Annotated in this window: 22 protein-coding genes; 5 read left to right on the top strand and 17 right to left on the bottom strand. The window is 72.2% G+C overall.

The window, feature by feature from the left end:
- Window positions 1-2: 2 nt before the first annotated feature.
- The 13 genes from ACIP84_RS30590 to ACIP84_RS30530 all read right to left on the bottom strand — a co-directional run bounded on the left by ACIP84_RS30590 (window position 3) and on the right by ACIP84_RS30530 (window position 12,024).
- Window positions 3-401 (bottom strand): YccF domain-containing protein, encoded by a 399-nt coding sequence (locus ACIP84_RS30590; RefSeq protein WP_266968240.1) that lies wholly within the window; start codon window positions 399-401, stop codon window positions 3-5.
- A complete protein-coding gene (gene htpX / locus ACIP84_RS30585) occupies window positions 398-1,261 on the bottom strand; it encodes a zinc metalloprotease HtpX (RefSeq protein ID WP_209496327.1) in 864 nt (287 codons plus the stop codon). Before htpX ends, ACIP84_RS30590 begins: the two co-directional genes overlap by 4 nt.
- Window positions 1,262-1,420: 159 nt before the next feature.
- Window positions 1,421-1,870 (bottom strand): large conductance mechanosensitive channel protein MscL, encoded by a 450-nt coding sequence (gene mscL / locus ACIP84_RS30580; protein ID WP_401802172.1) that lies wholly within the window; start codon window positions 1,868-1,870, stop codon window positions 1,421-1,423.
- Between the two features lie 37 nt (window positions 1,871-1,907).
- A complete protein-coding gene (locus ACIP84_RS30575; RefSeq protein WP_401802171.1) occupies window positions 1,908-3,446 on the bottom strand; it encodes an NADH-quinone oxidoreductase subunit N in 1,539 nt (512 codons plus the stop codon).
- Complete coding sequence (locus tag ACIP84_RS30570; RefSeq protein ID WP_355967096.1) at window positions 3,443-4,996, bottom strand: NADH-quinone oxidoreductase subunit M; 1,554 nt, start codon at window positions 4,994-4,996, stop codon at window positions 3,443-3,445. Before ACIP84_RS30570 ends, ACIP84_RS30575 begins: the two co-directional genes overlap by 4 nt.
- Before the next feature lie 27 nt (window positions 4,997-5,023).
- On the bottom strand, window positions 5,024-7,018 hold the full coding sequence (locus ACIP84_RS30565; protein ID WP_401802169.1) for an NADH-quinone oxidoreductase subunit L: 1,995 nt from the start codon (window positions 7,016-7,018) through the stop codon (window positions 5,024-5,026).
- The gene (nuoK, locus tag ACIP84_RS30560; RefSeq protein ID WP_355966974.1) at window positions 7,015-7,404 is read right to left on the bottom strand and encodes an NADH-quinone oxidoreductase subunit NuoK; all 390 of its coding nucleotides are present in this window, start codon (window positions 7,402-7,404) and stop codon (window positions 7,015-7,017) included. The genes ACIP84_RS30565 and nuoK overlap by 4 nt, the downstream gene beginning before the upstream one ends.
- A complete protein-coding gene (locus ACIP84_RS30555) occupies window positions 7,404-7,946 on the bottom strand; it encodes an NADH-quinone oxidoreductase subunit J (RefSeq protein ID WP_355967094.1) in 543 nt (180 codons plus the stop codon). The genes nuoK and ACIP84_RS30555 overlap by 1 nt, the downstream gene beginning before the upstream one ends.
- A gap of 47 nt (window positions 7,947-7,993) precedes the next feature.
- Complete coding sequence (locus tag ACIP84_RS30550) at window positions 7,994-8,644, bottom strand: NuoI/complex I 23 kDa subunit family protein (RefSeq protein ID WP_401802166.1); 651 nt, start codon at window positions 8,642-8,644, stop codon at window positions 7,994-7,996.
- Window positions 8,644-9,612: an NADH-quinone oxidoreductase subunit H gene (locus ACIP84_RS30545; RefSeq protein WP_401802163.1), complete on the bottom strand. Its 969-nt coding sequence runs from the start codon at window positions 9,610-9,612 to the stop codon at window positions 8,644-8,646. Before ACIP84_RS30545 ends, ACIP84_RS30550 begins: the two co-directional genes overlap by 1 nt.
- A complete protein-coding gene (locus ACIP84_RS30540) occupies window positions 9,609-11,045 on the bottom strand; it encodes an NADH-quinone oxidoreductase subunit C (protein ID WP_401802162.1) in 1,437 nt (478 codons plus the stop codon). The genes ACIP84_RS30545 and ACIP84_RS30540 overlap by 4 nt, the downstream gene beginning before the upstream one ends.
- Entirely contained in the window at window positions 11,042-11,623 is a 582-nt protein-coding gene (locus tag ACIP84_RS30535; protein WP_355966963.1) for an NADH-quinone oxidoreductase subunit B family protein, read from the bottom strand. The genes ACIP84_RS30540 and ACIP84_RS30535 overlap by 4 nt, the downstream gene beginning before the upstream one ends.
- Complete coding sequence (locus ACIP84_RS30530; protein WP_055600797.1) at window positions 11,614-12,024, bottom strand: NADH-quinone oxidoreductase subunit A; 411 nt, start codon at window positions 12,022-12,024, stop codon at window positions 11,614-11,616. The genes ACIP84_RS30535 and ACIP84_RS30530 overlap by 10 nt, the downstream gene beginning before the upstream one ends.
- A 257-nt stretch (window positions 12,025-12,281) precedes the next feature.
- Between ACIP84_RS30530 and ACIP84_RS30525 the strand changes: the two genes are divergently transcribed.
- The 5 genes from ACIP84_RS30525 (at window position 12,282) to ACIP84_RS30505 (ending at window position 19,452) form a co-directional block, all read left to right on the top strand.
- Window positions 12,282-13,475 carry a sensor histidine kinase gene (locus tag ACIP84_RS30525; protein ID WP_401802253.1) on the top strand — a complete coding sequence of 398 codons (1,194 nt, stop codon included), beginning with the start codon at window positions 12,282-12,284 and terminating at the stop codon, window positions 13,473-13,475.
- 356 nt (window positions 13,476-13,831) lie between these two features.
- Window positions 13,832-15,115, top strand: a complete 1,284-nt coding sequence (locus tag ACIP84_RS30520; protein ID WP_355966957.1) for a sensor domain-containing protein — start codon at window positions 13,832-13,834, stop codon at window positions 15,113-15,115.
- A 355-nt stretch (window positions 15,116-15,470) separates the two neighbouring features.
- Complete coding sequence (locus tag ACIP84_RS30515; protein ID WP_073910937.1) at window positions 15,471-16,130, top strand: response regulator transcription factor; 660 nt, start codon at window positions 15,471-15,473, stop codon at window positions 16,128-16,130.
- A gap of 339 nt (window positions 16,131-16,469) precedes the next feature.
- Window positions 16,470-18,407 (top strand): 2-oxoacid:acceptor oxidoreductase subunit alpha, encoded by a 1,938-nt coding sequence (locus ACIP84_RS30510; RefSeq protein ID WP_355969875.1) that lies wholly within the window; start codon window positions 16,470-16,472, stop codon window positions 18,405-18,407.
- Complete coding sequence (locus ACIP84_RS30505) at window positions 18,400-19,452, top strand: 2-oxoacid:ferredoxin oxidoreductase subunit beta (RefSeq protein ID WP_355969878.1); 1,053 nt, start codon at window positions 18,400-18,402, stop codon at window positions 19,450-19,452. The genes ACIP84_RS30510 and ACIP84_RS30505 overlap by 8 nt, the downstream gene beginning before the upstream one ends.
- Window positions 19,453-19,513: 61 nt before the next feature.
- On the opposite strand, the gene ACIP84_RS30500 is transcribed toward ACIP84_RS30505, so the two are convergent.
- From ACIP84_RS30500 to ACIP84_RS30485, 4 genes are all read right to left on the bottom strand, one after another.
- A complete protein-coding gene (locus ACIP84_RS30500) occupies window positions 19,514-21,697 on the bottom strand; it encodes a bifunctional serine/threonine-protein kinase/ABC transporter substrate-binding protein (RefSeq protein ID WP_401802156.1) in 2,184 nt (727 codons plus the stop codon).
- Between the two features lie 4 nt (window positions 21,698-21,701).
- Window positions 21,702-23,954 carry a bifunctional serine/threonine-protein kinase/ABC transporter substrate-binding protein gene (locus ACIP84_RS30495; RefSeq protein ID WP_401802154.1) on the bottom strand — a complete coding sequence of 751 codons (2,253 nt, stop codon included), beginning with the start codon at window positions 23,952-23,954 and terminating at the stop codon, window positions 21,702-21,704.
- Window positions 23,951-24,793, bottom strand: a complete 843-nt coding sequence (locus ACIP84_RS30490) for a hypothetical protein (protein WP_401802151.1) — start codon at window positions 24,791-24,793, stop codon at window positions 23,951-23,953. The genes ACIP84_RS30495 and ACIP84_RS30490 overlap by 4 nt, the downstream gene beginning before the upstream one ends.
- Window positions 24,794-24,879: 86 nt before the next feature.
- Entirely contained in the window at window positions 24,880-25,284 is a 405-nt protein-coding gene (locus ACIP84_RS30485) for a helix-turn-helix domain-containing protein (RefSeq protein ID WP_355969889.1), read from the bottom strand.
- Between the last annotated feature and the right edge of the window lie 65 nt (window positions 25,285-25,349).

Raw genomic sequence — 25,349 nt, 5'->3', positions numbered from 1 at the left:
ACTCAGCGGCCCGCGTAGCCGTAGGCCTGGTCGGTGGGGACGATCTCCTTGCCCAGCGGCAGCAGCGAGACCGGGATCATCTTGAAGTTCGCGATGCCGAGCGGGATGCCGATGATCGTGATGCAGAGGGCGATGCCGGTGGTGATGTGGCCGAGGGCGAGCCACCAGCCGGCCAGGATCAGCCACAGGACGTTGCCCACGAAGGAGGGCGCGCCCGCGTCGCGGCGGTCCACGACCGTGTGCCCGAAGGGCCACAGCGCGTAGATCCCGATCCGGAACGCGGCGAGTCCGAAGGGGATGCCGATGATCGTGATGCAGAGCAGGACGCCCGCGAGCATGTAGCCCAGGAACATCCAGAATCCGCAGAGGATCAGCCAGATGATGTTGAGGATCGTCTTCACGGGCGTCGTCCTGCCATCTGTTCGAGCCGGGCGATCCGCTCGGCCATCGGCGGGTGGGTGGAGAACATCTTGGACACGCCCCTTCCGGGCCCGAAGGGGTTCGCGATCATCATGTGGCTCGCGGTCTCGATCCGGGGCTCCGCGGGCAGCGGCAGCTGCTTGGTGCCGGCGTCCAGCTTCCGCAGCGCGCTGGCCAGGGCGAGCGGGTCGCCGGTGAGCTGGGCTCCGGAGGCGTCGGCCTCGTACTCGCGGGAGCGGGAGATGGCAAGCTGGATGATCGAGGCCGCGATCGGGCCGAGGATGAGGATCAGGAGGTAGCCGAGGATGCCCGGTCCGTCGTCGTCGCTGGAGCGGCCGACCGGGATCAGCCAGGCGAAGTTGACCAGGAACATGATCACGGAGGCGAGCGCCCCGGCGACCGAGGAGATGAGGATGTCCCGGTTGTAGACATGGCTCAGCTCGTGGCCGATGACCCCGCGCAGCTCGCGCTCGTCGAGGATCGCCAGGATGCCCTCGGTGCAGCAGACCGCGGCGTTGCGCGGGTTGCGGCCGGTCGCGAAGGCGTTGGGCGCCTGGGTCGGGGAGATGTAGAGCCGCGGCATGGGCTGACGCGCCTGCGTGGAGAGCTCCCGCACCATCCGGTAGAGCGCGGGGGCCTCGAACTCGCTGACCGGGCGGGCCCGCATGGCCCGCAGCGCCAGCTTGTCGCTGTTCCAGTACGCGTACGCGTTGGTGCCGAGCGCCACGAGCAGCGCGACGATCAGTCCCGTACGGCCGAAGAAGCTGCCGATGACGATGATGAGGGCGGAGAGCCCTCCGAGAAGTACGGCGGTCCTCAGCCCGTTGTGCCGGCGGTGCACGGTACGCCCTCCAAGTGGTGCGGCAGGGGAACCCTTTGCTTCGTGGTCATATCCACTCGTCCAGTGGACCCTTCCGTACTGGTCAACGCCAGGCGGGAGGTTCGGGTTCCCCCGGCCGTACCGGGGGCGCCGGGGGCGGGGTGTGGGCCGTTCGGGTGATCAGCGGGCGGCCGGGATCTTCTCCTCGACCAGGACGGTGGGCTCGACCTCGCTGGTGCAGTGGGCGCAGCGGGAGGCGATGGCCGGGATCTCCGTGAAGCAGCGGGGGCAGTCGCGCTTCTCGGACTTGGGGTCGGCCGCCTCCTCCTGCTTGAACCGCTCCTGGACCTTCGCCAGCGGGGCGACGATCAGGAAGTACAGGACCGCGGCGGTGATGACGAAGGCTATGGCGGCGGAGATGGCGAGGCCGTAGGGGAAGACGGTCCTGCCGACGTGGAACTGCGCGTCGTTGAAGTTGCCGACGGTGCCGGTCGCCAGACCGATGAGCGGGGTGATGAAGGCCTTGCTGAAGCCGGTGACGACCGCCGTGAACGCCGTTCCGACGGCCAGACCGATGGCCATCGAGATGACGTTCCCGCGAAGTATGAAGTCCTTGAATCCGTTCAGCACGGTGTTTCCCGCTCCTGGTGTCTCGTCGTGTGGGGGGTCAGAACAGGCTGTCCGTCGCGAAGCGGAGCGCGATCTGCGGGTAGCCCGACAGGACGACTCCGGCGGCGGCGGTCAGCACGATCGCCAGGGTGATCGGCGCGGGGACCGTGTGGGGGACGGGGCTCCCGGCGGACGGCTGCCGCACCGCGCCCTCCGGCGTGCGGAACAGCAGCGCCGTCCAGCGGAGGTAGTAGTACAGCCCGATCACGACGTTGACGCCCATGATCACGGCCAGCCAGCCGAGGCCCGCGTCGACGGCCGCCGAGAAGACGGTCACCTTGGCGAAGAGGCCGATGATACCCGGGGGCAAACCGGCCAGATTCAGGAGGAAGAAGGCGAGCGCGAGGGCGGCGGCGGGGCTCGTCGCGTACAGGCCCCGGTAGTCCGCGATCCGGTTCTCGGGGTGCCGGCGGGCGACGAGCGCGACGACCGCGAACGCGCCGAGGTTCACCACGGCGTACATCAGGGCGTACGCGACGGTGGCGCCGATCTGGTCGTCGCTGGAGTACGCGGCGGCCGCGATCGGCACGAGCAGGTAGCCCGCCTGGGCGACGGAGGACCAGGCGAGCAGCCGGACCGCGCTCCACGCGCGCGTGGACAGCTGCCGCAGCGCGGCGACGTTGCCGACGGTCATGGTCAGCGCGGCGAGGGCGGCGAGCGCCGGCCCCCACACGTCGGCGTACGAGGGGAAGGCGACGACGGTCACCAGGATGAGCCCGGTGAAGCCGACGGCCTTGCCGACCACCGACAGGTAGGCGGCGACGGGCAGCGGGGCGCCGACGTAGGTGTCCGGCACCCAGAAGTGGAAGGGGACGGCGGCCGTCTTGAAGGCGAAGCCGACGAGCGTGAGGGCCACGCCCGCCTCGGCGAGCGTCTGGAGCTGTCCGGGGACGTCGTCGAGGGACTGGGCGAGCTCCGTGAGGTGGAGGGTGCCGGTCGCCGCGTACACGAAGCTGACACCGAGCAGGGTGACGGCGGTCGCGGTCACGGAGGACAGGAAGAACTTCAGCGCGGCCTCGCCGGACATGCGGTCGCCGCGCTTGAGGCCGACGAGCGCGAAGGCGGGCAGCGAGGCCACCTCCAGGGCGACGACCAGGGTCGCGAGGTCCCGGGAGGCGGGCAGCAGGGCGGCTCCGGCGGCCGAGGAGAGCAGCAGGAACCAGTACTCGCCGGCGGGGAGCTTCTCGCGGGTCTCGGTGACGGAGAGCAGCGCCGTCAGGAGCGCGCCGCCGAGCACGAGCAGCTGGATGACCAGGGTGAAGTGGTCGGCCGTGTAGCTGCACGCGCCGACCCGGGTGTCCGCGGAGAGGCAGAAGGTGGATCGGTCGCCGGCCCGCAGCGGGACGAGGAGGGCCAGGGCGGCGGCCAGGCCGGCGATGGCGGTCCAGCCGAGGAGCCGCTTGCGCTCCTCGGGGACGAACAGGTCGGCGACGAGCACGACGAGGGCGACCAGGGCCGTGAGGGTGGGGGGCGCGATCGTGAGCCAGTCGACGGACTGGACGAGCGACTCGCCGGCGAACGCCGTCACTGGGGTCATCGGGTGCCTCCGGCGAGGAGCTTCTGGACGGCCGGGTCGGTGAGGCCGAGGAGGACCGCGGGCCAGAGGCCCGCGAGGACGGTGAGGGCGACGAGCGGGGTCCAGGCGGCGAACTCGTACCCCTGGACGTCGGCGATCGGTGTCTCCCCCGCGGGGCGGGGCCCGCCCATGCAGACGCGGCGGACGACGAGCAGGAGGTACGCGGCGGTGAGGAGGGTGCCGAAGGCGCCGATCGCCATGAAGGTGAGGAAGGCGGGGCGGCTGAGGCCCTCGGCGGGCTCGAAGGCGCCGAACAGGGCCAGCATCTCGCCCCAGAAGCCGGCCAGGCCGGGCAGGCCGAGGGAGGCGACGGCGGCGAAGGCGAGGAGGGCGCCGAGGCGCGGGGCACGGCCGTAGAGGGCGGCGCCGGTGGCTCCGGCGAGGGTGTCGAGGTCGGCGGTGCCGTACCGGTCCTTGACCGCGCCGACCAGGAAGAAGAGCAGGCCGGTGACGAGGCCGTGGGCGACGTTGGCGAAGAGGGCGCCGTTGACCCCGGTGGGGGTCATGGTGGCGATGCCGAGGAGCACGAAGCCCATGTGGCCGACGGAGGAGTACGCGATGAGGCGCTTGAGGTCGCCCTTGTTGCCGGGCCGCGCGAGGGCGAGGCAGGCGAGCGATCCGTAGATGATCCCGGCGACGGCGAAGGCGGCGAGGTAGGGGGCGAAGATCCGCATGCCGTCGGGGGCGATCGGCAGGACGATCCGGACGAAGCCGTACGTGCCCATCTTGAGCAGGACGCCCGCGAGGAGGACCGAGCCGACCGTCGGGGCGGCGGTGTGGGCGTCCGGCAGCCAGCTGTGCAGCGGCCACATCGGGGTCTTCACGGCGAGCCCGACGCCGATCGCGAGAACGGCGATGACCTGCACGGATGTGGTCAGTCCACGGCCGTTGTCAGTGGCCAGTGCCACCATGTCGAAAGTGCCCGCCTTCACACCGATGAGGAGCAGGCCGAGCAGCATGACGACGGAGCCGAGCAGCGTGTAGAGGATGAACTTCCAGGCCGCGGCCTGCTTGCCCTCGCCGCCCCAGCGGGCGATGAGGAAGTACATCGGGATGAGGACCATCTCGAAGGCCAGGAAGAACAGGACCAGGTCGAGGACGGCGAAGGTGGCGAGGGTGCCGGACTCCAGGACGAGGAGCAGCGCGACGAAGCCCTTGGGGGAAGGGCCGCTCGGCATCTTGAAGTAGGAGTACAGCGCGCAGAGGAAGCTCAGGAGCGCGGTCAGGACCAGGAGGGGGAGGGAAATGCCGTCGACACCGAGGTGGATCCGCACGTCGAGTGCCTGGATCCAGCTGATGTCCGTCGTGGCCTGCATCCTCGACGGCTGGTCGTGGTCGAAGCCGAGCGCGAGGACGAGCGCGGCCAGCAGGATCACACCGGTGACGGTGACGCCGTGGCGGAGCACGGCCTGGTCGGGCGACTTCCCCTTCAGTCCCGGCGGGGCGGGGAGAAGGGCGGCGACCGCGCCGAGGAGCGGTCCGGCGACGATCAACGCCAGAAGGAACTGCATCACGGATTCGCTGATATCGATCACGGCTCACGCTCCGGCGGCGGCGTTGGCGAGGGCGACGGCGACGATCGCCAGGACGACGGAGCCGGCGAGCAGGGCGCTGAGGTAGGTCTGCACGTTGCCGGTCTGGGCGCGGCGGACGAGCCAGCCGAGCCCCTTGGCGGAGGTGCCCGCGGCGCGGACGTAGGTGTCGACGACCTCGCGGTCCAGGAAGCGGACCAGCGAGGCGGCGCCGAGGACGGGGCGGACGAACGCCGTCCGGTAGACGGCGTCCAGGTGGAAGCCGTCGGCGGCGGGACCGTGCAGCGGGCCGAGGAGGGCACGGCCGGGGTCAGCCGGGTCCTCGGCGGGGTGCGGCAGGCGCAGCGCCTCGGCCTCGACGAGACCGGCGTCGGCGTCCGGGTGGGCCACGTGGGGGGCGGGCGCCTGGGCGGCGGCCGCCGTCACCGGGGTCCTGGCGGCGAGGGTGCGCCAGATCGCATACGTGATCACGGCGCCCGCGGCGGCGAGGCCGGTGCCGAGGACGGCCGTGGTGACGGTCGGGGTGAGCGCGTTCCCGTCGAACCAGTCGTCGAGGTACGTGACCGTCAGACCGAAACCCAGGGAGGGGATCGCGAGCACCCACAGGACGGACGTCATGGCGATCGGCTGCCGACCGTGGTCCGGGGCCTCGGCGCCTCGCCCACGGAAGGTCCGCAGCCAGAGGCGGAGCGCGTACGCGGCGGTGAGGAAGGCGGTCAGCAGCCCGGCGACGAGGACGGTCCAGCCGGCCCCGGCGGGGGCGACGGTCCGCTCTCCGAGCGCGGTGTGCTCGGCGGCCACCAGGACGGCCTCCTTGGAGAAGAAGCCGGCGAAGGGCGGGATCGCGGCGAGCGCGAGCAGGGCGACGGTCATCGTCCAGTACGCGTCCGGGATGCGCTTCGCGAGGCCGCTCATCCGGGACATGGCGGTCAGCGAGTTCGTACCGGCGGCGTGGATGACGGTACCGGCGGCGAGGAACAGCAGGGCCTTGAAGGCGCCGTGCGAGAGGAGGTGGAAGACGGCGGACCCGCGGTCGCCGACGGCCAGGGCGCCGGCCATGTAGCCGAGCTGACCGATCGTCGAGTAGGCGAGGACCCGCTTGATGTCGTCCTGGGCGAGCGCGGCGAGCGCCGAGCCGACCATCGTGATCGCGGCCATCACGGCGAGCACCGTCATCGCGGCGGCGGAGGCGGCGAAGACGGGCAGCAGCCGGGCCGTGAAGTAGATACCGGCGGCGACCATCGTCGCCGCGTGGATGAGCGCGGAGACGGGGGTGGGACCGGCCATGGCGTCCGGGAGCCAGGTGTGCAGGGGGAACTGGGCCGACTTGCCCGCCACACCGGCGAGCAGCAGCAGCGCGATCACGGTGGGGTGGTCGAGCTCGCCGCGCGCGACGGCGCCGAGGACGCCCGTGATCCGGAACGTGCCCGCGTCGGTGGCGAGCGCGAAGAGACCGATGAGGAAGGGGACGTCACCGAGCTTGGTGACGAGGAAGGCCTTCAGGGAGGCAGCCCGCGCCTCGGGGGTCTCCCAGTAGTGGCCGACGAGGAAGTACGAGCAGATGCCCATGATCTCCCAGCCGACCAGGAGGACCATCAGGTCGCCCGAGTAGACGACGAGCAGCATCGCGGAGGTGAAGAGGGAGACGAGCGCGGCGTACGAGGGGTAGCGCGGGTCCTCGCGGAGGTAGCCGGTCGAGTAGATCTGCACGCAGGTCGCGACGACGCCGACGAGGACGGCGACGAGGGCCGCGAAGCCGTCGATGTACAGGGCCAGGTCGATGGGGACCGAGCCGGTGGGAGTGAGCTGGGTCGCGGCGTCGATCGGCTTCCCGCCGCCCTGCCGTACGGCGACGACCACGGCCAGGACCGCGGCGGCGACGGTGGGCAGCACGGCCAGCGGGCGGACGTAGCCGGGGGCGGTGCGGCCGATCAGGAGTCCGGCGACGGAGCCGAGGAAGGGGAGGAGGGGGACGAGGACCGCGAGGGTCGTGGTGGTCACGCGGTGGCCTCGGCCTTCTCGCCGGTGGGCGTGTCGTCGGTGGTCGTGCCGTCCTCGGTCGCGGTGTCCCAGGGCTGCGGCGGCTCCGCCGTGTCACGGAGCCGGTCGATGTCCGAGGTGCCCTTGTTGCGGTGGACCATCAGGACGATCGCGAGACCGATGCCGATCTCCGCGGCGGCGATGGCGATGGTGAAGAGGGTGAGGGCCTGACCGGCGTGCAGGGTGTCACGGAGCCAGACGTCGAAGGCGACCAGGTTGAGGTTGACGGCGTTGAGCATCAGCTCGACGGACATCAGGACCAGGATCGCGTTGCGGCGCGCGAGGACGCCGTACACGCCGATGGCGAAGAGGAGGGCGGCGAGGACGGCCGGGTAGGCGAGGTGCATCAGCGCTGCTCCTCCTTCTTCCTGCGGGACAGCACGATGGCGCCGACCAGGGCGGCGAGCAGCAGCACGGACAGCGCCTCGAACGGCAGCACCCAGTGCCGGAAGAGGATCTGGCCGGACACCTCGGTGGAGCCCTGCACGGCTCCGTCGAGGTCGATCCAGGTCGTACGGAACGCGTCGACGACCACCCAGACGAGCGCGCCCGCTGCGGCGAGCGCGACGGCCGCGGCGACCGGTCTGTTGCGGGAGTCGGCGTCCGGTGAGTGGCCGATGGGGGCCTTGGTGAGCATGAGCCCGAAGAGAAGCAGGACGACGACGGAACCGACGTAGATCAGGACCTGGACCCAGGCGATGAACTCGGCCGTCAGGAGCAGGTACTCGACGGCGAGGCCCCCGAGCGCCACGACCAGCCAGAGCGCGGCGTGGACGAGCTGGCGGGTGGTGACGGTGACGAGGGCGGCGCCGAGGGTGACGAGACCGACGAGGAGGAAGGCGATCTCGACGCCGGTGGGCGAGAGGAAGCCGTGGGTCTGCTGGTTCAGGACGGGCTGCTGGGCGGCCTGCTGGGCGACGTGAGCGGCGGCGAGGATCACGGCTGGTCCCCCTCGGCCTGGGCTTCGGCCTGGGCTTCGGACTGGGCTTCGGCTGCTGCTGCGGCTTCGGCCTGGGCCGCTGCTTCGGCTTCGGCCTGGGCTGCGGCGGCGGCCTTCTCGGCTGCCTTGCGGGCGGCCGCGATCTCCTTCGGCTCCTCCGCGCTCGGGTCGAGGGCGGGCGGCTCGGGAACCGTCCACATCCACTCGCGGAGCTTGTCGCGCTCGTGGGTCAGCTCGTGGATGTCGGTCTCCGCGTACTCGAACTCGGGCGACCAGAACAGCGCGTCGAACGGGCACACCTCGATGCAGATACCGCAGTACATGCAGAGGGAGAAGTCGATGGCGAAGCGGTCGAGGACGTTCCGGCTGCGCTCGCGACCACCCGGGGCGGCCGCCGGCACCGTCTCCTTGTGGGAGTCGATGTAGATGCACCAGTCGGGGCACTCACGGGCGCAGAGCATGCAGACCGTGCAGTTCTCCTCGAACAGCCCGATGACCCCGCGGGTGCGGGGCGGCAGCTCGGGCTGCACGTCCGGGTACTGCGCGGTGACGGTCTTCCTCGTCATCGTGCGGAGAGTGACGGCGAGGCCCTTGGCGAGGCCCGAGCCGGGGATGCCGGGCCGGGAGGGAGGGAGAAGAGGGGCCATTACTGGATCGCCACCTTCACGATGCCGGTGAGCGCGATCTGCGCGAGCGCGAGCGGGACGAGGGTCGTCCAGGCGAGCTTCTGGAGCTGGTCCTCGCGGAGGCGCGGGTAGCTGACCCGCAGCCAGATCACGACGAAGGCGAGGACGGCGGTCTTGAGCAGGGTCCACACCCAGCCGAGACCGTCACCGCCGAAGGGGCCGTGCCAGCCTCCGAGGAACAGGACGGTGGTGAGGCCGCACAGGACGACGATGCCGGCGTACTCGGCGAGCAGGAACAGCGCGAAGCGGAGACCGGTGTACTCGGTGTACGCGCCGAAGATGATCTCCGAGTCGGCGACGGGCATGTCGAACGGAGGCCGCTGGAGCTCGGCCAGGCCCGCCACGAAGAACACGACGGCGCCGACGATCTGCCAGGGCAGCCACCACCACTCGAAGGCGTCGAGGATGCCGGGGAGCGAGACGGTGCCGGCGGCCATCGCGACCGACGCGGCGGCGAGGAGCATGGGGAGCTCGTACGCGAGGAGCTGGGCGGCGGTACGGAGCCCGCCGAGCAGCGAGAACTTGTTCGCGGACGCCCAGCCGGCCATCAGACTGCCGAGGACCCCGACGCCCATCACGGCCAGCACGAAGAAGATGCCGGCGTCGACGACCTGCCCGACGGCGCCCTCGCCCGGGCCGATCGGGATCGCGACAAGAACGAGCAGGTACGGGAGAAGGGCGACGGCCGGAGCGAGCTGGAAGACCCGCCGGTCGGCGTCCTTGGGGACGATGTCCTCCTTCTGCGCGAACTTCACCCCGTCGGCGACGAGCTGCGCCCAGCCGTGGAACCCACCGGCGTACATGGGACCGAGGCGGCCCTGCATGTGGGCCATGACCTTGTGCTCGGTCTGGCCGACGACGAGCGGCAGGACGAGGAAGACGGCGAAGACGACGAGGAGCCGGAGGGCGACGTCGAGTACGTCGTTCACGCGGGATCGCCTCCGGCGGGGGTGGTGGGGTCGGCGGGGCCGGTGGGCCCGGTGGGACTCGTGGGGTCGGCGGGGCCGGTGGGGCTGGTGGAGCCTGTGCCGTCGGGAGGGCCGGTGGGGCTGGTGGGCCCGGTGGGCCCGTCCTTGGGCGGGGCGCCGGACTCGGTCCCGGGCGCGGGCTCGGGCGCGGCGCCAGGCGCCGGCGCGGCCTGGGGCTCGGGCTTGGACGCCGGCTCGGGCTCGGCCTCGGGCTCGCCCTTGGGTCCGGCCTCGGGCCTGGACGCCGGCCCAGGCTCGGGCTCGGGCCCGGACGCCGGCTCAGGCTGGGGTCCGGGCTCGGGCTTGGGTACGGGCTCGGGTTCCGGCGCCGCCGGGGCTGCCGGCTCCCCCGCGGGCGGCGGAGGGGTGGGCTGCTCCTTGTCGAAAGCCGGGCTGGCGTGGTGCCAAGGAGCGTCCGAGCTGCGGGTACGCGGGGGCGCGGCCTCCGCGCGTGGCGTGGGGCCGTCGGGGGTCGCCTGGCTCGCCGAGCCGTCCGCCGCCGAACGGGTACGGCGCGGTGGACGCCCCGCCGCGGGCGGAGTGTCCGCCGAGGACTCAGGAGCCGGCACCGCCTGGCTCGCCGAGCCCTCCGAGACCGAGCGCGTGCGGCGCGGTGGCGTGCCCGCGGCCGGGGTGTCGGTCGGCTCCGGCGGCGCCGCCTGGCTCGCCGAGCCCTCCGAGACCGAGCGCGTGCGGCGCGGCGGGCGGGTGGTGTCCGGGGCTTCCGGCCGGCTCGCCGAGCCCTCCGTGACCGAGCGGGTCCGGCGGACGGGGCGGTCGCCCGCAGCCGCTCGGGCCGGGCGCGCCGGCGCCGGGGGCAGCTGGCCCTTCAGGGGCCCCCACTCGTTGGGGTCCGGGACGCCCGGGGGAAGCATCTGGCGGCGCTTCGGGCCGCCCTCGTGCGACTCGCCCGGTTCCTTCGCGCCCGGCCACGCCTTCGCGACCCGGGCCGCGAGGACGAAGTCCTTGCGCAGCGGGTGGCCCTCGAAGTTCTCCGGGAGGAGCAGCGGCACCAGGTGCGGGTGGCCCGTGAAGTCCACGCCGAACATCTCGTGGGTCTCGCGCTCGTGCCAGCCCGCGCCCGCGTACACGCCGATCGCCGTGGGCAGGACGGGAGCGGCGTGCGGGACCGTCGTCCGGAGCAGCAGGCGGCGCGGGCGCCCCTCCCCCACCGCGGCCACGTGCGCGCAGACCCGGAAGCCCGTGCCCGGCTCGTCGACCGCGCTCAGCCAGTCGAAGTAGGTGCATCCGAGCGTGTCCCGGGCCGTTTCGAGCGCCGTGATCCACGAGCCCGGCGGGACGTCGACGGTCAGCAGGTCGTACGCCTGCTCCGCCGTCGCCTCCTCGCCGAAGATCTCCGTCACGGAGTCGGGGAGGGAGTCGTACGCCGTCATGCCCCGGCTCCCGGTCGCTCCACCAGCGGGCTCGTCAGCTGCGCGACCGACGCGCCGCCGGTGGTCGCGTACCGCTCGGCCAGGCTCTCCCGCGCGATCTTCTCCTGGAGCTTGAGGATGCCCTGGAGCAGCGCCTCGGGGCGCGGCGGGCAGCCCGGCACGTACACGTCGACCGGGATGATCTGGTCGACGCCCTTGGTGACCGAGTACGAGTCCCAGTAGGGGCCACCGCAGTTGGAGCAGGCGCCGAAGGAGATGACGTACTTCGGTTCCGGCATCTGCTCGTACAGCCGCTTCACCGCCGGCGCCATCTTGTCCGTCACCGTGCCCGAGACGATCATCAGGTCGGCCTGGCGCGGGCCCGGCGCGAAGGGGATCACGCCGAGCCGGATGAAGTCGTGCCGGGCCATCGACGCGGCGATGAACTCGATCGCGCAGCACGCGAGGCCGAAGTTGAAGACCCAGAGGCTGTAGCGGCGGCCCCAGTTCAGGACCACCTTCATCGGCTCGGGGGCCAGGCGGGCCAGCGGGCCCAGCTTCGGAGCGGGCAGGGGTGTGGGCAGGGGTGTTACGTCCATGCCAGGACGCCCTTCTTGTACGCGTAGAGCAGCCCCACGGCCAGGAAGCCGAGGAAGACGAACATCTCGACCAGGGTCGTGGCGCCGTAGCCGGGCGCGGCGAAGACCGTCGCCCAGGGGAAGAGGAAGATCGAGTCGACGGCGAAGATGACGTAGAGGAAGGCGTACACGTAGTAGCGGACCTGGGTGTGCGCCCAGCCCTCCCCCACGGGGTCGACACCGCACTCGTACGTGAGGAGCTTCTCGGGCGTCGGCACGACGGGCCTCAGCAGTCGGCCCGCGCCGAACGCCACGGCGACGAAGAGCACCCCGACGACGGCGAGCAGCCCGACGACGGAGTACGTCTGGAAGTAGTCCGCCGCGCCCGTCGCGTCGGCCGCGACAACGGTCTGTTCCCGCACGTCCGTCCGCCCCTCGGTCTCGGTGTCTCATGAGTCACTTCTGTACGCACGCGAGTCTAGGCCCTGCTAAAGGGGCTGTAAGCAGTCGCGTGAGCACGGTCCTCGTACGGTCCTCGTACGGTGCTCACGCAGCGCTCGCGCACACCACACAGGGGCAGGGCGAGGGGCTGGTGGGGGGCCTGGTGGGGATATCCCCCCTGCTGCTCACCGACCTCCCCCATGGCGTCGCGCGGTCCCCGACCGGCAGGCTGGAGAGCATGACCGCCGATCTTGATCCCGCCGCGTCCTCCGCGGCCGCCGTCGCCCCGTCCCCGCGACCACGTCCGCCCAAGCGCACCGCCTACGGCAAGGAGACCTGGAAGGAGATCGCCTTCCTCCTCTCCAACCTCTTCACCGCGCTGGTCGGTTTCGTCTACGCGGTCGTCAGCGTGCTCCTCGGCGTGGGCCTCTCCGTCACCGTCATCGGGCTCCCGCTGCTCGCCCTCGGGCTCGGCGGCGCGCGCCTCATCGGCCGGTCGGAGCGGGCGCGGGCCCGTGCGCTGCTCGGGGTCGAGATCGCCGAACCGTCCCCGTTGCCGTTGCGCGGCGGCTTCTTCGGCTGGCTGTGGGGAACCTTGAAGGACCCGGTTGCCTGGCGGACGCAGCTGTACGGGCTGATCCGGCTGCCCTGGGGGATCGTGACGTTCACGATCGCGCTGGTCTCCCTGATCGTTCTCTGGCCCGTGCTGCCCTTCCTGTCCCGGGGCATGGCCAACGCCGACCGGGGCATGGTCCGGGGTCTCCTCTCCCCCTCCGACGAACTGGAGCGGCGGATCGCCGAGCTGGAGTCGGACCGTGGTGTCGTCGTCGACACCGCGGCGGCGGACCTGCGGCGCATCGAGCGGGACCTGCACGACGGGGCGCAGGCGCGGCTCGTGGCGCTCGCGATGGGGCTCGGCCTCGCGAAGGAGAAGCTCCTCGACGACCCCGAGACGGCCGCGGCGATGGTCGACGAGGCGCACGGCGAGGTGAAGCTCGCGCTCCAGGAACTGCGGGACCTCGCCCGGGGCATCCACCCGGCCGTCCTCACCGACCGGGGGCTGAGCGCCGCGCTGTCGTCGGTGTCGGCGCGCTGCACGGTACCGGTGAAGGTGACGGTGGACCTGTCCGAGCGGCCGGCGGAGGCGATCGAGGGCATCGCGTACTTCACGGTGTCGGAGCTGCTCCAGAACGTCTCGAAGCACGCGCGGGCGCGGTCGGCGTCCGTGGAGGTGTGGCGGGCGAAGGACCGGCTGCTGCTCCAGGTGCGGGACGACGGGGCGGGCGGCGCCCGCTTCGACGGCGGCACGGGCCTCGCGGGCCTCGCGGAACGGCTCGGGGCGGTGGACGGCCTGCTCGTCCTGGACTCCCCCGAGGGCGGGCCGACGACGGTGACGGCGGAACTGCCGTGGCGGTCGCGGCCGAGGACGTGACGGTGTAGCCGGGGCACGGGCACGGCCGGACCGACGGGGGGAGCGAACGACGTTCGCTCCCCCCGTCGGCGTGCTGCCCTGCGGTCGCTGGGCCGCAGGGCCACCGGACCGTCCGGCCGCTTGACCGCAGGGCCACCGGACCGTCCGGCCGCTTGACCGCAGGGCCCGGCACCCGTACCCGGCACCCGCACCCCGTACCCCGTACCCCGCACCCCGCACCCCGCACCCCGCACCCCCGAGGTAGGGAAAACCCCCGCCCCCAGACGCCCACCCGCCTCATGGTCCCGGGAGGTCCGACGCGGAACCCTGGGATACGTACCGCCCGCCCCCTCCCTGAGCAGAGAAGGACCCCAGCGATGGCCTCCCACCTCCCCGCCGCGATCCGCGCGCCGTTCGAGGGCCGCACGTGGCGTGCGCTGCTCTACGTGCTGATCGGGCTGCCGCTGAGCGTCTGCTGGTTCGCGCTCTCCATCGCCTTCGTCTCGGCCGGCGCCGGGCTGCTCATCACCTTCCTCGGCGTGCCGATCCTCGCCGGGGCCCTCGCCATGTGCCGGGGCTTCGGGTTCGTCGAGCGGGCCCGGGCGCGTGCCCTGCTCGACGTCGACGTGCGGGCGCCCGAACCGGTACGGGGTCGGACCGGCGGAGCCTTCTCCTGGATGGGTGCCATGTTGAAGAGCGGGGCTTCCTGGCGGCACCTGCTGTACGCGATCGTGCACATGCCGTGGGCGGTCTTCTCCTTCTCCGTGACCGTGGCCTTCTGGGCCTGGGGCTGGAGCCTCTTCACGTATCCGCTGTGGCAGTGGGTCTTCCCGGCGTACGTCGGGCAGGACGGCATTCAGCTGTACGGCGACGGGTCCCACGACCTCTACCTCGACTCCCCCTTCGAGATCGCCGTCACCAGCCTCGTCGGGCTGCTCTTCGTGATGGTCGGCCCGTGGCTCCTGCGCGGTTTCGTCGCCGTCGACCGCTTCCTCGTCTCCGGGCTGCTCGGGCCCTCCCGGCTCGCCTCCCGTGTCACCGAGCTGGAGTCGGACCGGGGCGTCGTCGTCGACACCGCGGCTGCGGACCTGCGGCGCATCGAACGCGATCTGCACGACGGGGCGCAGGCCCGGCTCGCCGCGCTCGCCATGGACCTCGGGCTCGCGAAGGAGAAGCTGGCGGAGGATCCGCAGGCCGCGGCGGTGCTCGTCGACGAGGCGCACGGCGAGGTGAAGCTCGCGCTCCAGGAGCTGCGGGACCTCGCCCGGGGCATCCACCCGGCGGTCCTCACGGACCGGGGGCTGGACGCGGCGCTTTCGGCGGTGGCCTCGCGGTGCGCGGTCCCGGTGTCGGTGGACGTCGACCTGCCGGCGCGGCCGGTGGCGGCGATCGAGGGCATCGCGTACTTCACCGTCTCGGAGCTGCTGCGGAACGTCACGGCGCACGCGCGGGCGCGGCGGGCCTGGGTGGACGTGTGGCGCACGGGTGACCGGCTGATGCTTCAGGTGCGGGACGACGGGGTCGGCGGGGCGCACGTCGTCACCGGACGGAGCCTGTCCTCGCTCACCGAGCGGGTGGGGGCGGTGGACGGGGTGCTCGCGGTGGATTCGCCGGAGGGCGGGCCCACGACGGTGACGGTGGAGCTGCCCTGGCGGGCGTGACCGGGCGCGACCGGACACGACCGGACGCGACCACGCATCGCCGTACACAACCGGACACGACCGGACGCGACCAGGCGCCACCGGGCGTGACCAGGGCGCGACATCGCGCGGGCGGCGCCCCGGGGTCCTCGGCCCTCGGGGCGCCGCCCCGCGCGGTGGCGCCGCCCCGTCGCGGCCCCCGAGGGCGCCCGCACGGCATGCGGGCCCGGGCGCCCGGACATCCGGTGGCGGGCACTCCTCCCGGGAATGAGCACAACACGAGGCGACCCTGCGATGCTGGCCGAGTCGTAGGAAGTACTCGGGCAAGAAGGCATGGGGGCTGTGGGGCGTGGCTGTGGATCAAGGGGTCGGGCGTGTGCGGGTGGTCATCGCGGAGGATTCCGTGTTGCTGCGGGAGGGACTGACCCGGCTTCTCACCGATCTCGGGCATGACGTGGTCGCCGGCGTGGGGGACGGTGAGGCGCTCGTCGAGACCGTTGCCGGGCTCGCCACGCAGGGCGCCCTGCCGGACGTCGTCGTCGCCGACGTGCGGATGCCGCCGACGCACACGGACGAGGGGGTCCGCGCGGCCGTGCGGCTGCGCAAGGAGCATCCGGGACTCGGCGTGCTCGTGCTGTCGCAGTACGTGGAGGAGCAGTACGCGACCGAACTCCTGGCCGGTTCCAGTCGTGGAGTCGGCTATCTGCTGAAGGACCGGGTCGCCGAGGTCCGGGAGTTCGTGGACGCCGTGGTGCGGGTCGCCGGCGGCGGTACGGCGCTGGACCCCGAGGTCGTGCAGCAGCTGCTGGGCCGGAGCCGTCAGCAGGACGTGCTGGCGAACCTCACGCCGCGCGAGCGGGAGGTCCTCGGTCTGATGGCGGAGGGGCGGACGAACTCGGCGATCGCGAAGGCGCTGGTGGTGAGCGACGGCGCGGTGGAGAAGCACATCAGCAACATCTTTCTGAAGCTGGGGCTCTCACCGAGTGACGGCGATCACCGTCGGGTACTGGCGGTGTTGACGTATCTGAAATCCTGATCATCTGACACCCTGTCAGATATCGGGAGAAGCCGCCCTCCGGGAGTCACCACCCGCGTGACCACCCGGAAGGCGGCCTGTCGAGGGGTCCCCAGGGGCCCTAGGTCCAAAGAATGAGGCGGAATCCGGCTTTCCGGAACACTCCGGGTGGCGACAGAACGTGACAATTCAGGGCAAGAGGGCGTCTCAAAAAGAGGTCCATGATGCGAGAAGTCCCGGGAAGGCCCTCCTTACCGACGTAGGGTGGGCCTCGGGACGGACGGTGATCGGCCGACCGCATCCCGAGCCTTCTCCCGCCTCCGGCGGAGAGTCCCCTTGCCGCGAGGGAGGTCCAGTTCAGTGACCAGCCAGGTCAGTAGCGAGGCCGGTGAGGCATTGCTCGGGGAGCAGCGCAGTGCCCCGGCGAAGCCGCACCACGGCACCGAGAAGGAAGTGCGCCGTCTCGATCGGGTGATCATCCGCTTCGCGGGTGACTCCGGTGACGGCATGCAGCTGACAGGTGACCGCTTCACCTCGGAGACGGCGTCCTTCGGGAACGACCTCTCCACGCTGCCGAACTTCCCGGCCGAGATCCGGGCACCCGCCGGAACCCTGCCGGGCGTCTCGTCCTTCCAGCTGCACTTCGCCGACCACGACATCCTGACTCCGGGCGACGCCCCGAACGTGCTGGTCGCGATGAACCCCGCCGCCCTCAAGGCCAACATCGGGGACGTGCCGCGCGGTGGCGAGATCATCGTCAACACCGACGAATTCGCCAAGCGCGCCATGGCCAAGGTCGGCTACGCGACCTCGCCCCTCGAGGACGGCTCGCTGGACGGCTACCGGGTCCACCCCGTGCCGCTGACCACCCTGACCGTCGAGGCGCTCAAGGAGTTCGGCCTGTCCCGGAAGGAGGCCGAGCGCTCCAAGAACATGTTCGCGCTCGGACTGCTCTCCTGGATGTACCACCGGCCGACCGAGGGCACCGAGACCTTCCTGCGGCAGAAGTTCGCGAAGAAGCCGCAGATCGCCGAGGCGAACGTCGCCGCCTTCCGGGCCGGCTGGAACTTCGGCGAGACCACCGAGGACTTCGCCGTCTCGTACGAGGTCGCCCCCGCGACCCGGGCCTTCCCCACCGGCACGTACCGGAACATCTCGGGGAACCTGGCCCTCTCGTACGGCCTGGTCGCCGCCTCACGCCAGGCGGACCTGCCGCTGTACCTGGGCTCGTACCCCATCACCCCGGCCTCGGACATCCTCCACGAGCTCAGCAGGCACAAGAACTTCGGTGTCCGCACCTTCCAGGCCGAGGACGAGATCGCCGGCATCGGCGCCGCCCTCGGGGCCGCCTTCGGCGGCGCGCTCGGCGTGACGACCACGTCCGGCCCCGGTGTCGCGCTCAAGTCCGAGACGATCGGGCTCGCGGTCTCCCTGGAGCTGCCGCTGCTGATCGTCGACATCCAGCGCGGCGGCCCGTCCACCGGTCTGCCCACCAAGACCGAGCAGGCCGACCTCCTCCAGGCGATGTACGGCCGCAACGGCGAGGCGCCGGTCCCGATCGTCGCCCCGAAGACGCCCGCCGACTGCTTCGACGCGGCGATCGAGGCGGCCCGGATCGCCCTCACCTACCGCACACCGGTCTTCCTGCTCTCCGACGGCTACCTCGCCAACGGCTCCGAGCCCTGGCGCATCCCGGACGTCGACGAACTCCCGGACCTGCGGACGCGGTTCGCCACCGGCCCGAACCACGAGCTGGCCGACGGCACCGAGGTCTTCTGGCCGTACAAGCGCGACCCGGAGACCCTGGCCCGCCCGTGGGCCGTGCCCGGCACCCCCGGCCTCGAACACCGCATCGGCGGCATCGAGAAGCAGGACGGCACCGGCAACATCTCGTACGACCCCGCCAACCACGAGTTCATGGTCCGCACCCGGCAGGCCAAGGTCGACGGCATCGACGTCCCCGACATCGAGGTCGACGACCCGGACGGCGCACGGACCCTGGTCCTCGGCTGGGGCTCCACCTACGGGCCGATCACAGCGGCCGTCCGCCGCATCCGCCGGGAGAACGGCCACATCGCCCAGGCCCATCTGCGGCACCTCAACCCCTTCCCGAAGAACCTCGGCGAGGTCCTCAAGCGGTACGAGAAGGTCGTCGTGCCCGAGATGAACCTCGGCCAGCTCGCCACCCTCGTCCGGGCGAAGTACCTCGTCGACGCCCGCAGCCACACCCAGGTCAACGGCATGCCGTTCAAGGCCGAGCAGCTCGCCGCCGCTCTCAAGGAGGCCATCGATGAGTGAGCCCCTCCTCCACCTGGTCCCCCGGGCCGAGGCGCAGCAGTCCATGAAGGACTTCAAGTCCGACCAGGAGGTGCGGTGGTGCCCCGGCTGCGGTGATTACGCGGTGCTGGCCGCCGTCCAGGGCTTCATGCCGGAGCTGGGCCTGGCGAAGGAGAACATCGTCTTCGTCTCCGGCATCGGCTGCTCCTCCCGCTTCCCGTACTACATGAACACCTACGGGATGCACTCGATCCACGGCCGCGCCCCGGCCATCGCCACCGGCCTCGCCACCTCCCGCCGCGACCTGTCCGTGTGGGTCGTCACGGGCGACGGCGACGCGCTGTCCATCGGCGGCAACCACCTCATCCACGCCCTCCGGCGCAACGTCAACCTCAAGATCCTCCTGTTCAACAACCGGATCTACGGGCTGACCAAGGGCCAGTACAGCCCCACCTCCGAGGTCGGCAAGATCACCAAGTCGACGCCGATGGGCTCCCTCGACTCGCCCTTCAACCCGGTTTCGCTCGCCCTCGGCGCGGAGGCCTCCTTCGTGGCCCGCACGGTCGACTCCGACCGCAAGCACCTCACCGAGGTCCTGCGGCAGGCCGCCGACCACAACGGCACGGCGCTCGTCGAGATCTACCAGAACTGCAACATCTTCAACGACGGCGCCTTCGAGGTCCTCAAGGACAAGGACCAGGCCAAGGAGGCGGTCATCCGCCTCGAACACGGGCAGCCGATCCGCTTCGGCACCGAGGACGAGAAGGGCGTCGTCCGCGACCCGGCCACCGGCGACCTCCAGGTCGTCACGGTCACCCCTTCGAACGAGTCGCGGATCCTGATCCACGACGCCCACGCGGCCACCCCCACCACGGCCTTCGCGCTCTCCCGCCTGGCGGACCCGGACACCCTCCACCAGACCCCCATCGGGGTGTTCCGGTCGGTGGAACGCCCGGTGTACGACACCCTGATGGCGGACCAGCTGGAGACGGCCCTGGAACAGCACGGCAAGGGCGACCTGGGCCGGCTGCTGGCGGGGAACGACACGTGGACGGTGGTGGGCTGACCGGTGCGGAGGGGCCCGGTCCGCGCTTGCGGACCGGGCCCCTCCGTGCGCTCCGGCCGGGTCACGTTCCCGTACGTGCCGCCTCGTCGAACACCCCGAGGAAGCGAGGGACCCCGCTCTTCACCTGCCAGAGGTACAGGCCCAGCAGGGCGAGCTTCGTGTTCTTGCCCGCCTGGGCCGTGTACGTCTTCGCCACCCCCGCGTACGGAGTCTGCAGCAGGTCGTTGCGGACGCCCGAGGGCACCGACTCGGCATGGTTGGCGGCCGCCGTGCGCAAGGCCTGGAGAGCCCAGTTGGCGAGGTCGTACGCCTCCGTGGCGAACCGGTCGACCGGTGTCGTACCGGCGAGACCCCAGCGCTTCCGGTACGCGGTGACGAACCCCTTCGCCTTCGGGAGGCCGTCGGGGTCGACGTAGCCGGTGCCGAAGTACCAGCCTTCGGCGGCCGCACCGGCGGCGGCCAGGAACTCAGGCTGGAGCACGTGCTCGACGCTGCCGCAGGGCCCCCGGTACCCCTGGTCGCGCAGCGCCCTGGCGCACAGCGCGGCCCGGAGCGGCGACGTCCCCACGTACATCACGCCCTGCGGGTCGGTCGCGAGGGCTTCCCGCACGGCGGGGCCGAAGTCCTCACTGCCCGCCTCGACGGGATGGGCGGTCACGACCCCGCCCTTCTCCCTCGACGGCGGGTACTCCTTCATGGTCTTGACGGCGAACCAGGTGTACTCGCCCCCGGCCCGGTCCTCCACGACGGCGGTCCGGACCGCCCCGTGTTCGGAGAGGTAGCGGCTGAAGGCCACCACCATCATGTCCTGGATGGTGCGCGGCTGGATGTACGTGGTCTTCGTCTCCTGACCCTTGATCTGCCCGGCCGGCACATCGGCGACCACGCTCGCCAACGGCATTCCGTGGAGCACCAGTTCGTCCCCGGCCGCGACGGCGGTCGAGGTAAGGGTCGGCCCCAGGATCCCGACGAGACCGGGGACCTTCAGCAGGGCGAGGGCCGCGGCCCTGGCGCGCTCCGGCCTGCCACCGTCGTCCTCGACCCGCAGGCGCACGTCGAAGGGGCGGTCGCGGCGGGCGTTGAACTCCTCCACGGCAAGCCGGATTCCGCGCTCCTGCCCTCGACCGTCCGCCTTGGTGGGGCCGCTCAGATCGGTGAGGACGCCGATCGTGTAGGTGTCGAGCGGGGCGCCGGTGCCGCCCGTCCCCGTGCCGGTCCCGCCCGGTGTGCGGCTCAGCAGCCAGGCGGTCAGACCACCGGCTCCCGCGACGGCCACCGCGGAGCCCCCCACCAGGAACCTGCGCCGTGACGTCCCCTTCGGCGGCTCGGAGTCGACCAGCATCGTCGGCTCGGCCACCGGCAGGTCCAGGACCCGTGAGGAGCGCTGGGCGATCAGCGCGGGCAGGCCCGGCGGCAGCCAGTCCCCCGCCGGCCCGTCGGCGTCCCCCAGCGCCGCCCGCACCTCAAGGGCCGTCGGCCGGTCCGCGGCGTCCTTCGCCAGACAGGCCCTGACCAGCGGGAGGACCGTGTCCGGCACCTCGGTGAGGTCGGGCTCCTCGTGGACCGTCCGGTAGACGACCGCCGCCACCCCGCCCGTACCGAACGGCCTCTCCCCCGTCAGGGCGTACGCGAGGACGCAGCCGAGCGAGAAGACGTCGCTCGCCGGGCCGACCTCGCCCGCCCCCGCGGCCCGGGCCTGCTCGGGGGCGAGGAACCCGGGGGTGCCGATCATGGCGTCGGTGGCCGTCAGGGCGGTCGCCCCGGCGGACCGGGCGATGCCGAAGTCGATGAGGCGCGGCCCGTCGAGCGCGAGGAGGACGTTCCCCGGCTTCACGTCCCGGTGCACCAGCCCGGCCTCGTGCATGTCGCCGAGCGCGGACGCCAGCCGGGCACCCAGGGCCCGTACGGCCGGCTCGGGGAGGGCGCCGTGCAGGGCGACGGCCTCGGCGAGCGAGGGGCCCGGCACGAACTCGGTCGCCAGCCACGGCTCCCGGGCCTCCGGGTCGGCGTCCAGCACCCGCACGACCCAGCGGCCGGTGATCCGCCCGGCGGCAGCGGCCTCGCGACGGAACCGCTCCCGGAAGCCCGGGTCGGCGGCGTGCTCGGCCCGGATGAGCTTGAGCGCGGCGAGCGCCCCGCCGCCGGAGCGGGCGAGGTAGACCACGCCCATGCCTCCCGCGCCGAGACGGCCGAGGAGCCGGTAACCGGCGATCGTCGACGGGTCGGCCTTGCGCAGCGGTTGCACGGGCTCAGGCCTTCTCGTCGTTCTTCCCGGGCTTGCGCGGCAGCAGGGGGGCGGAGCCGATCGGCTTGTACGCGCCGTTCTGCACCGCGAAGACGAAGGTGCCCCCCATGTTCAGATCGCCCGATTCAGTGAAGGCGTAACCACCCATCGCACCCTTGTAGTTCTGCTTGCGCAGCGCTGCCCACAGACCCTTCCGCGCCGGCTTGCCGCCGGACTTCGCCCGGGCCGTCAGCTGCTGGATCGTCATCGTGACCACGTCGTACGACTCACCCGCGTAGTACGCGGGGGCGGCGCCGTACCGCTTGCGATGGGCGGCGACGAAGGACGCGGCCGTCTTCTGCGTGGCCGGGTCGGCGACGGGCGCGCACACGAACCAGCCCTCGGCGGCGGTCCCCGCCTGCCGGACGAACTCCTGGCCGAAGACGGCCTGACCGGTGAACCTCGGTCCGGTGAAGCCGAGTTCAGCGAGCGCGCGGGCGGCGAGGACGGCGGTCTCGGTGACACCGCAGTGGACGTAGGCGTCGATGCCCGCGTCGATCATCTCGCCGAGCACCCGGCGGTACACCCGCGCGTGGGCCGGGACGACCCGGAAGTGCGGGGTGATGCCGGCCTGCCCGAAGCCGAAGCGCACACCGCCGGTGACCTGCCAGCTGTAGTGGTCGTCGGTCCGGTCCTCCAGCACCCCGGGACGGCGGATCTGGGGCAGCAGCGTGGCCGCGAAAGCGAGGTGGGTGCCCGCGCTGATGTGGTTCGGGATGGCGCGCAGGACCGTCTCGTTCCGCGCGACACCCGTGCGCAGCGTGAGCAGGTTGTATCCGGCCGAGACCGTGATCAGCGGGATCTCGGCCTCCTCGAAGGCGGGAACGACGGCCTGGGCGACGGCGTCGGTGGTGGGGCCGAGTACGGCGAGGACCCCGGGGTCGGTGGTGAGGGCCTTGGCGGCCACCAGGGCCCTGGACGCGTCGCCCCGGTCGTCGACCACCTTGAGGGTGAGAGTGAAGGGCTTGTCCTTCCGCGCGTTGAACTGCTCGACGGCCAGGCGCGCGCCGCGTTCCTGGGCCCGGCCGATGTCCTTGGCGGGCCCGGACAGGTCGGCGAGGACGCCGATGGCCCAGCTGGTGCGGGGCGGGACGGCCTTCTTCCCGTCGTCCTTGCCGTCCTTCCCGTCCTCGCCGAGCCCCGCCCAGACGGCCGCCGCACCGCCGCCGACGGCCAGGACGGCGGCGCCCGAGGCGAGCAGCAGGAAGCCGCGTCTGCTCCGCTCCGGCGCGGCCGGGCCGGTGCTGCCGCCCGACTCGGTGACGTCGATCTCCGGCAGGGCGAGCATCCGGGCGGAGCGTTCGGCGATGGTCCGGACGACCGGGGCGGGCAGCCAGTCGGCGTCGTTGCCGGGGTTGTCCTCCACGAGCCTGACGCCGATGTCGGCGGCGGTGGGCCGGGCGGCCGGGTCCTTGGCCAGGCAGGCCCGGACGAGGTCCAGCAGCCCGTCGGGGACGCCGGTGAGGTCGGGCTCGTCGTGGACGGTCCGGTACATCAGGGCGTCCACGGCGCCGGTTCCGAAGGGCGGGCGGCCGGTGGACGCGTAGGCGAGGAGGCAGCCGAGCGCGAAGACGTCGGCGGCCGGGCCGATCGCGTCGACACGGGCCTCGGCCTGCTCGGGGGCGAGGAAGCCGGGGGTGCCGACGACCATGTCGGTGGCGGTGAGCGCGGTCTCTCCGGTCGCGCGGGCGATGCCGAAGTCGATGAGGCGCGGGCCGTCGACGGCGAGCAGGACGTTGCCGGGTTTGACGTCCCGGTGGACGAGCCCGGCCGCGTGTACGGCGGCGAGGGCGCGGGCGACGGACCAGCCGAGGAGGCGGACGCTCCGCTCGGGCAGCGGGCCGTGCGCGGTGACGGCCTCGCCGAGGGAGGGTCCTGCGACGAAGGCGGTGGCCATCCACGGTTCGGGGGCGTCCGGATCGGCGCCGGTGACGGGCACGGCCCAGGGGCTGGAGACCCGGCGGGCGGCCTCGACCTCGCGGCGGAACCGGGCCCGGAAGTCGGGCTGGTCCGCCTGGTCGGCGTGGGTGACCTTGACGGCGGCGAGTTCACCGGCGGCCGTACGGCCGAGGTAGACGACGCCCATGCCGCCGGCGCCGAGGCGGCCGAGGAGCCGGTATCCGGCGATCGCCGACGGATCGGAGGGCAGCAGCGGCTGGAGGGCGCCGGGTCCGGGCTGCGGGGCGGTGGGCTCGGGCTGCGGGGCGGTGGGGTTCACGACTGGCCCTCCAGCTCATCCTTGGCGCGGTCGAGCATGGTGACGAGTGCCCGCACCTGCGCCTGGCTCGTGCCGGTCATCGTGCCGTCGTTCATCTCGCTGTAGCCGGGGGCTCCCTTGACGACGGTGGCCACGGTGACCTGTCCGATCCGGGACTGGTACCAGCTGTAGAACTGCTTCCCCTTCACCGCGTCGTTGATGTAGGAGCCGCCTTCGCGGAGGGCGTCGTCGGCGGTGGCGTTTCCTCCGACGCCGAAGGGGTTGCCGAGCGACATGAGCTCGGTGATCCGCTCACCGTCGCGCAGTTTCTGGTCGGGGCAGCGCAGCGCCTCTTCGAGGGTCGACGCCATCTCCCAGTCGGCGTCGGACTCGGTGCGGTGCACGGTGACGGTGGCGGCGACCCGCAGGGCGCCCTTGCCGCCGACAGCGGGGAGCTCGCTGTAGGCGGTGACGCTGGCGAGGACGTCGGCCGGCCGGGTTCCGGTCTCCCAGGAGCAGGTGGCGCCGAGGACGGGCCAGTAGTCCGGGTCACTGAGATACGGGGTGCGTTTGACGTAGCCCGAGGCCCAGGCGTCGGGACCGGCGACGACGGCGAGGGCGAGGCGTCGGGCCGCCGCCTCGGTCTTCGGCGCGCGCTTCGGGTCGGGGGTGAAGTCGAGCGCGGTCGGTGCGGTCGTCGGGGCCGGCGCGGTGGTCGGGGGCTTGGTCGGGGCCGCCGTCGTGCCCGTACTCCCCTTGCCGTCGGGTTTCTCGCCGCCGCTGGTGCAGCCGGCGGCCATCACCCCGCCCACCAGTACGACACAGCAGGCACGCCACAGTCTTCGGTCCCCGTACGCCACAGCTCCCCCACGGTCCCTCACGGTTTCCCCACGAACGGTGAGCAGATCGTACGGCCCGGCGCCGACAACTCGCCCTGGTTACAACATCATTGGGACGGATTCGTGGCCCTCTCGCGACGCGCGTCGTCGTACCGCTGACGGGCCCCCTCCACCGCGGCGACCTGTCGCTCCGACCAGCGGGCCAGTTCCCAGACCTGGCGGGCCGCGTCGGTGCCCGGTTCGGTGAGGCTGTAGTCGACGCGGGGCGGGATGACGGGCTTGGCGTCGCGGTGGACGAAGCCGTCGCGCTCCAGGGTCTGGAGGGTCTGGGCGAGCATCTTCTCGCTGACGCCGCCGATGTGCCGGCGCAGCTCGCTGAAGCGGTACGGGCGCTCCAGGAGGGCGGCCAGGACCAGGACGCCCCAGCGGCTGGTGACGTGCTCCAGGACGAGCCGCGAGGGGCACATCTGCTGGTTCACGTCGGGCTTCTCGGACCGCTCACTTACTCCCATGCCAGTACCTTACTTCAAAGTGGGTACTTTCCTCTAGTTAGCGCCCGACGTACGGTAAGTGCATC

Origin of the sequence: Streptomyces sp. NPDC088707 (assembly GCF_044752725.1) — a bacterium.
Taxonomy (GTDB): Bacteria; Actinomycetota; Actinomycetes; order Streptomycetales; family Streptomycetaceae; genus Streptomyces.
The sequence above is the reverse complement of the archived record's forward strand: the minus strand, read 5'-3'. Positions and strand labels throughout refer to the sequence as shown.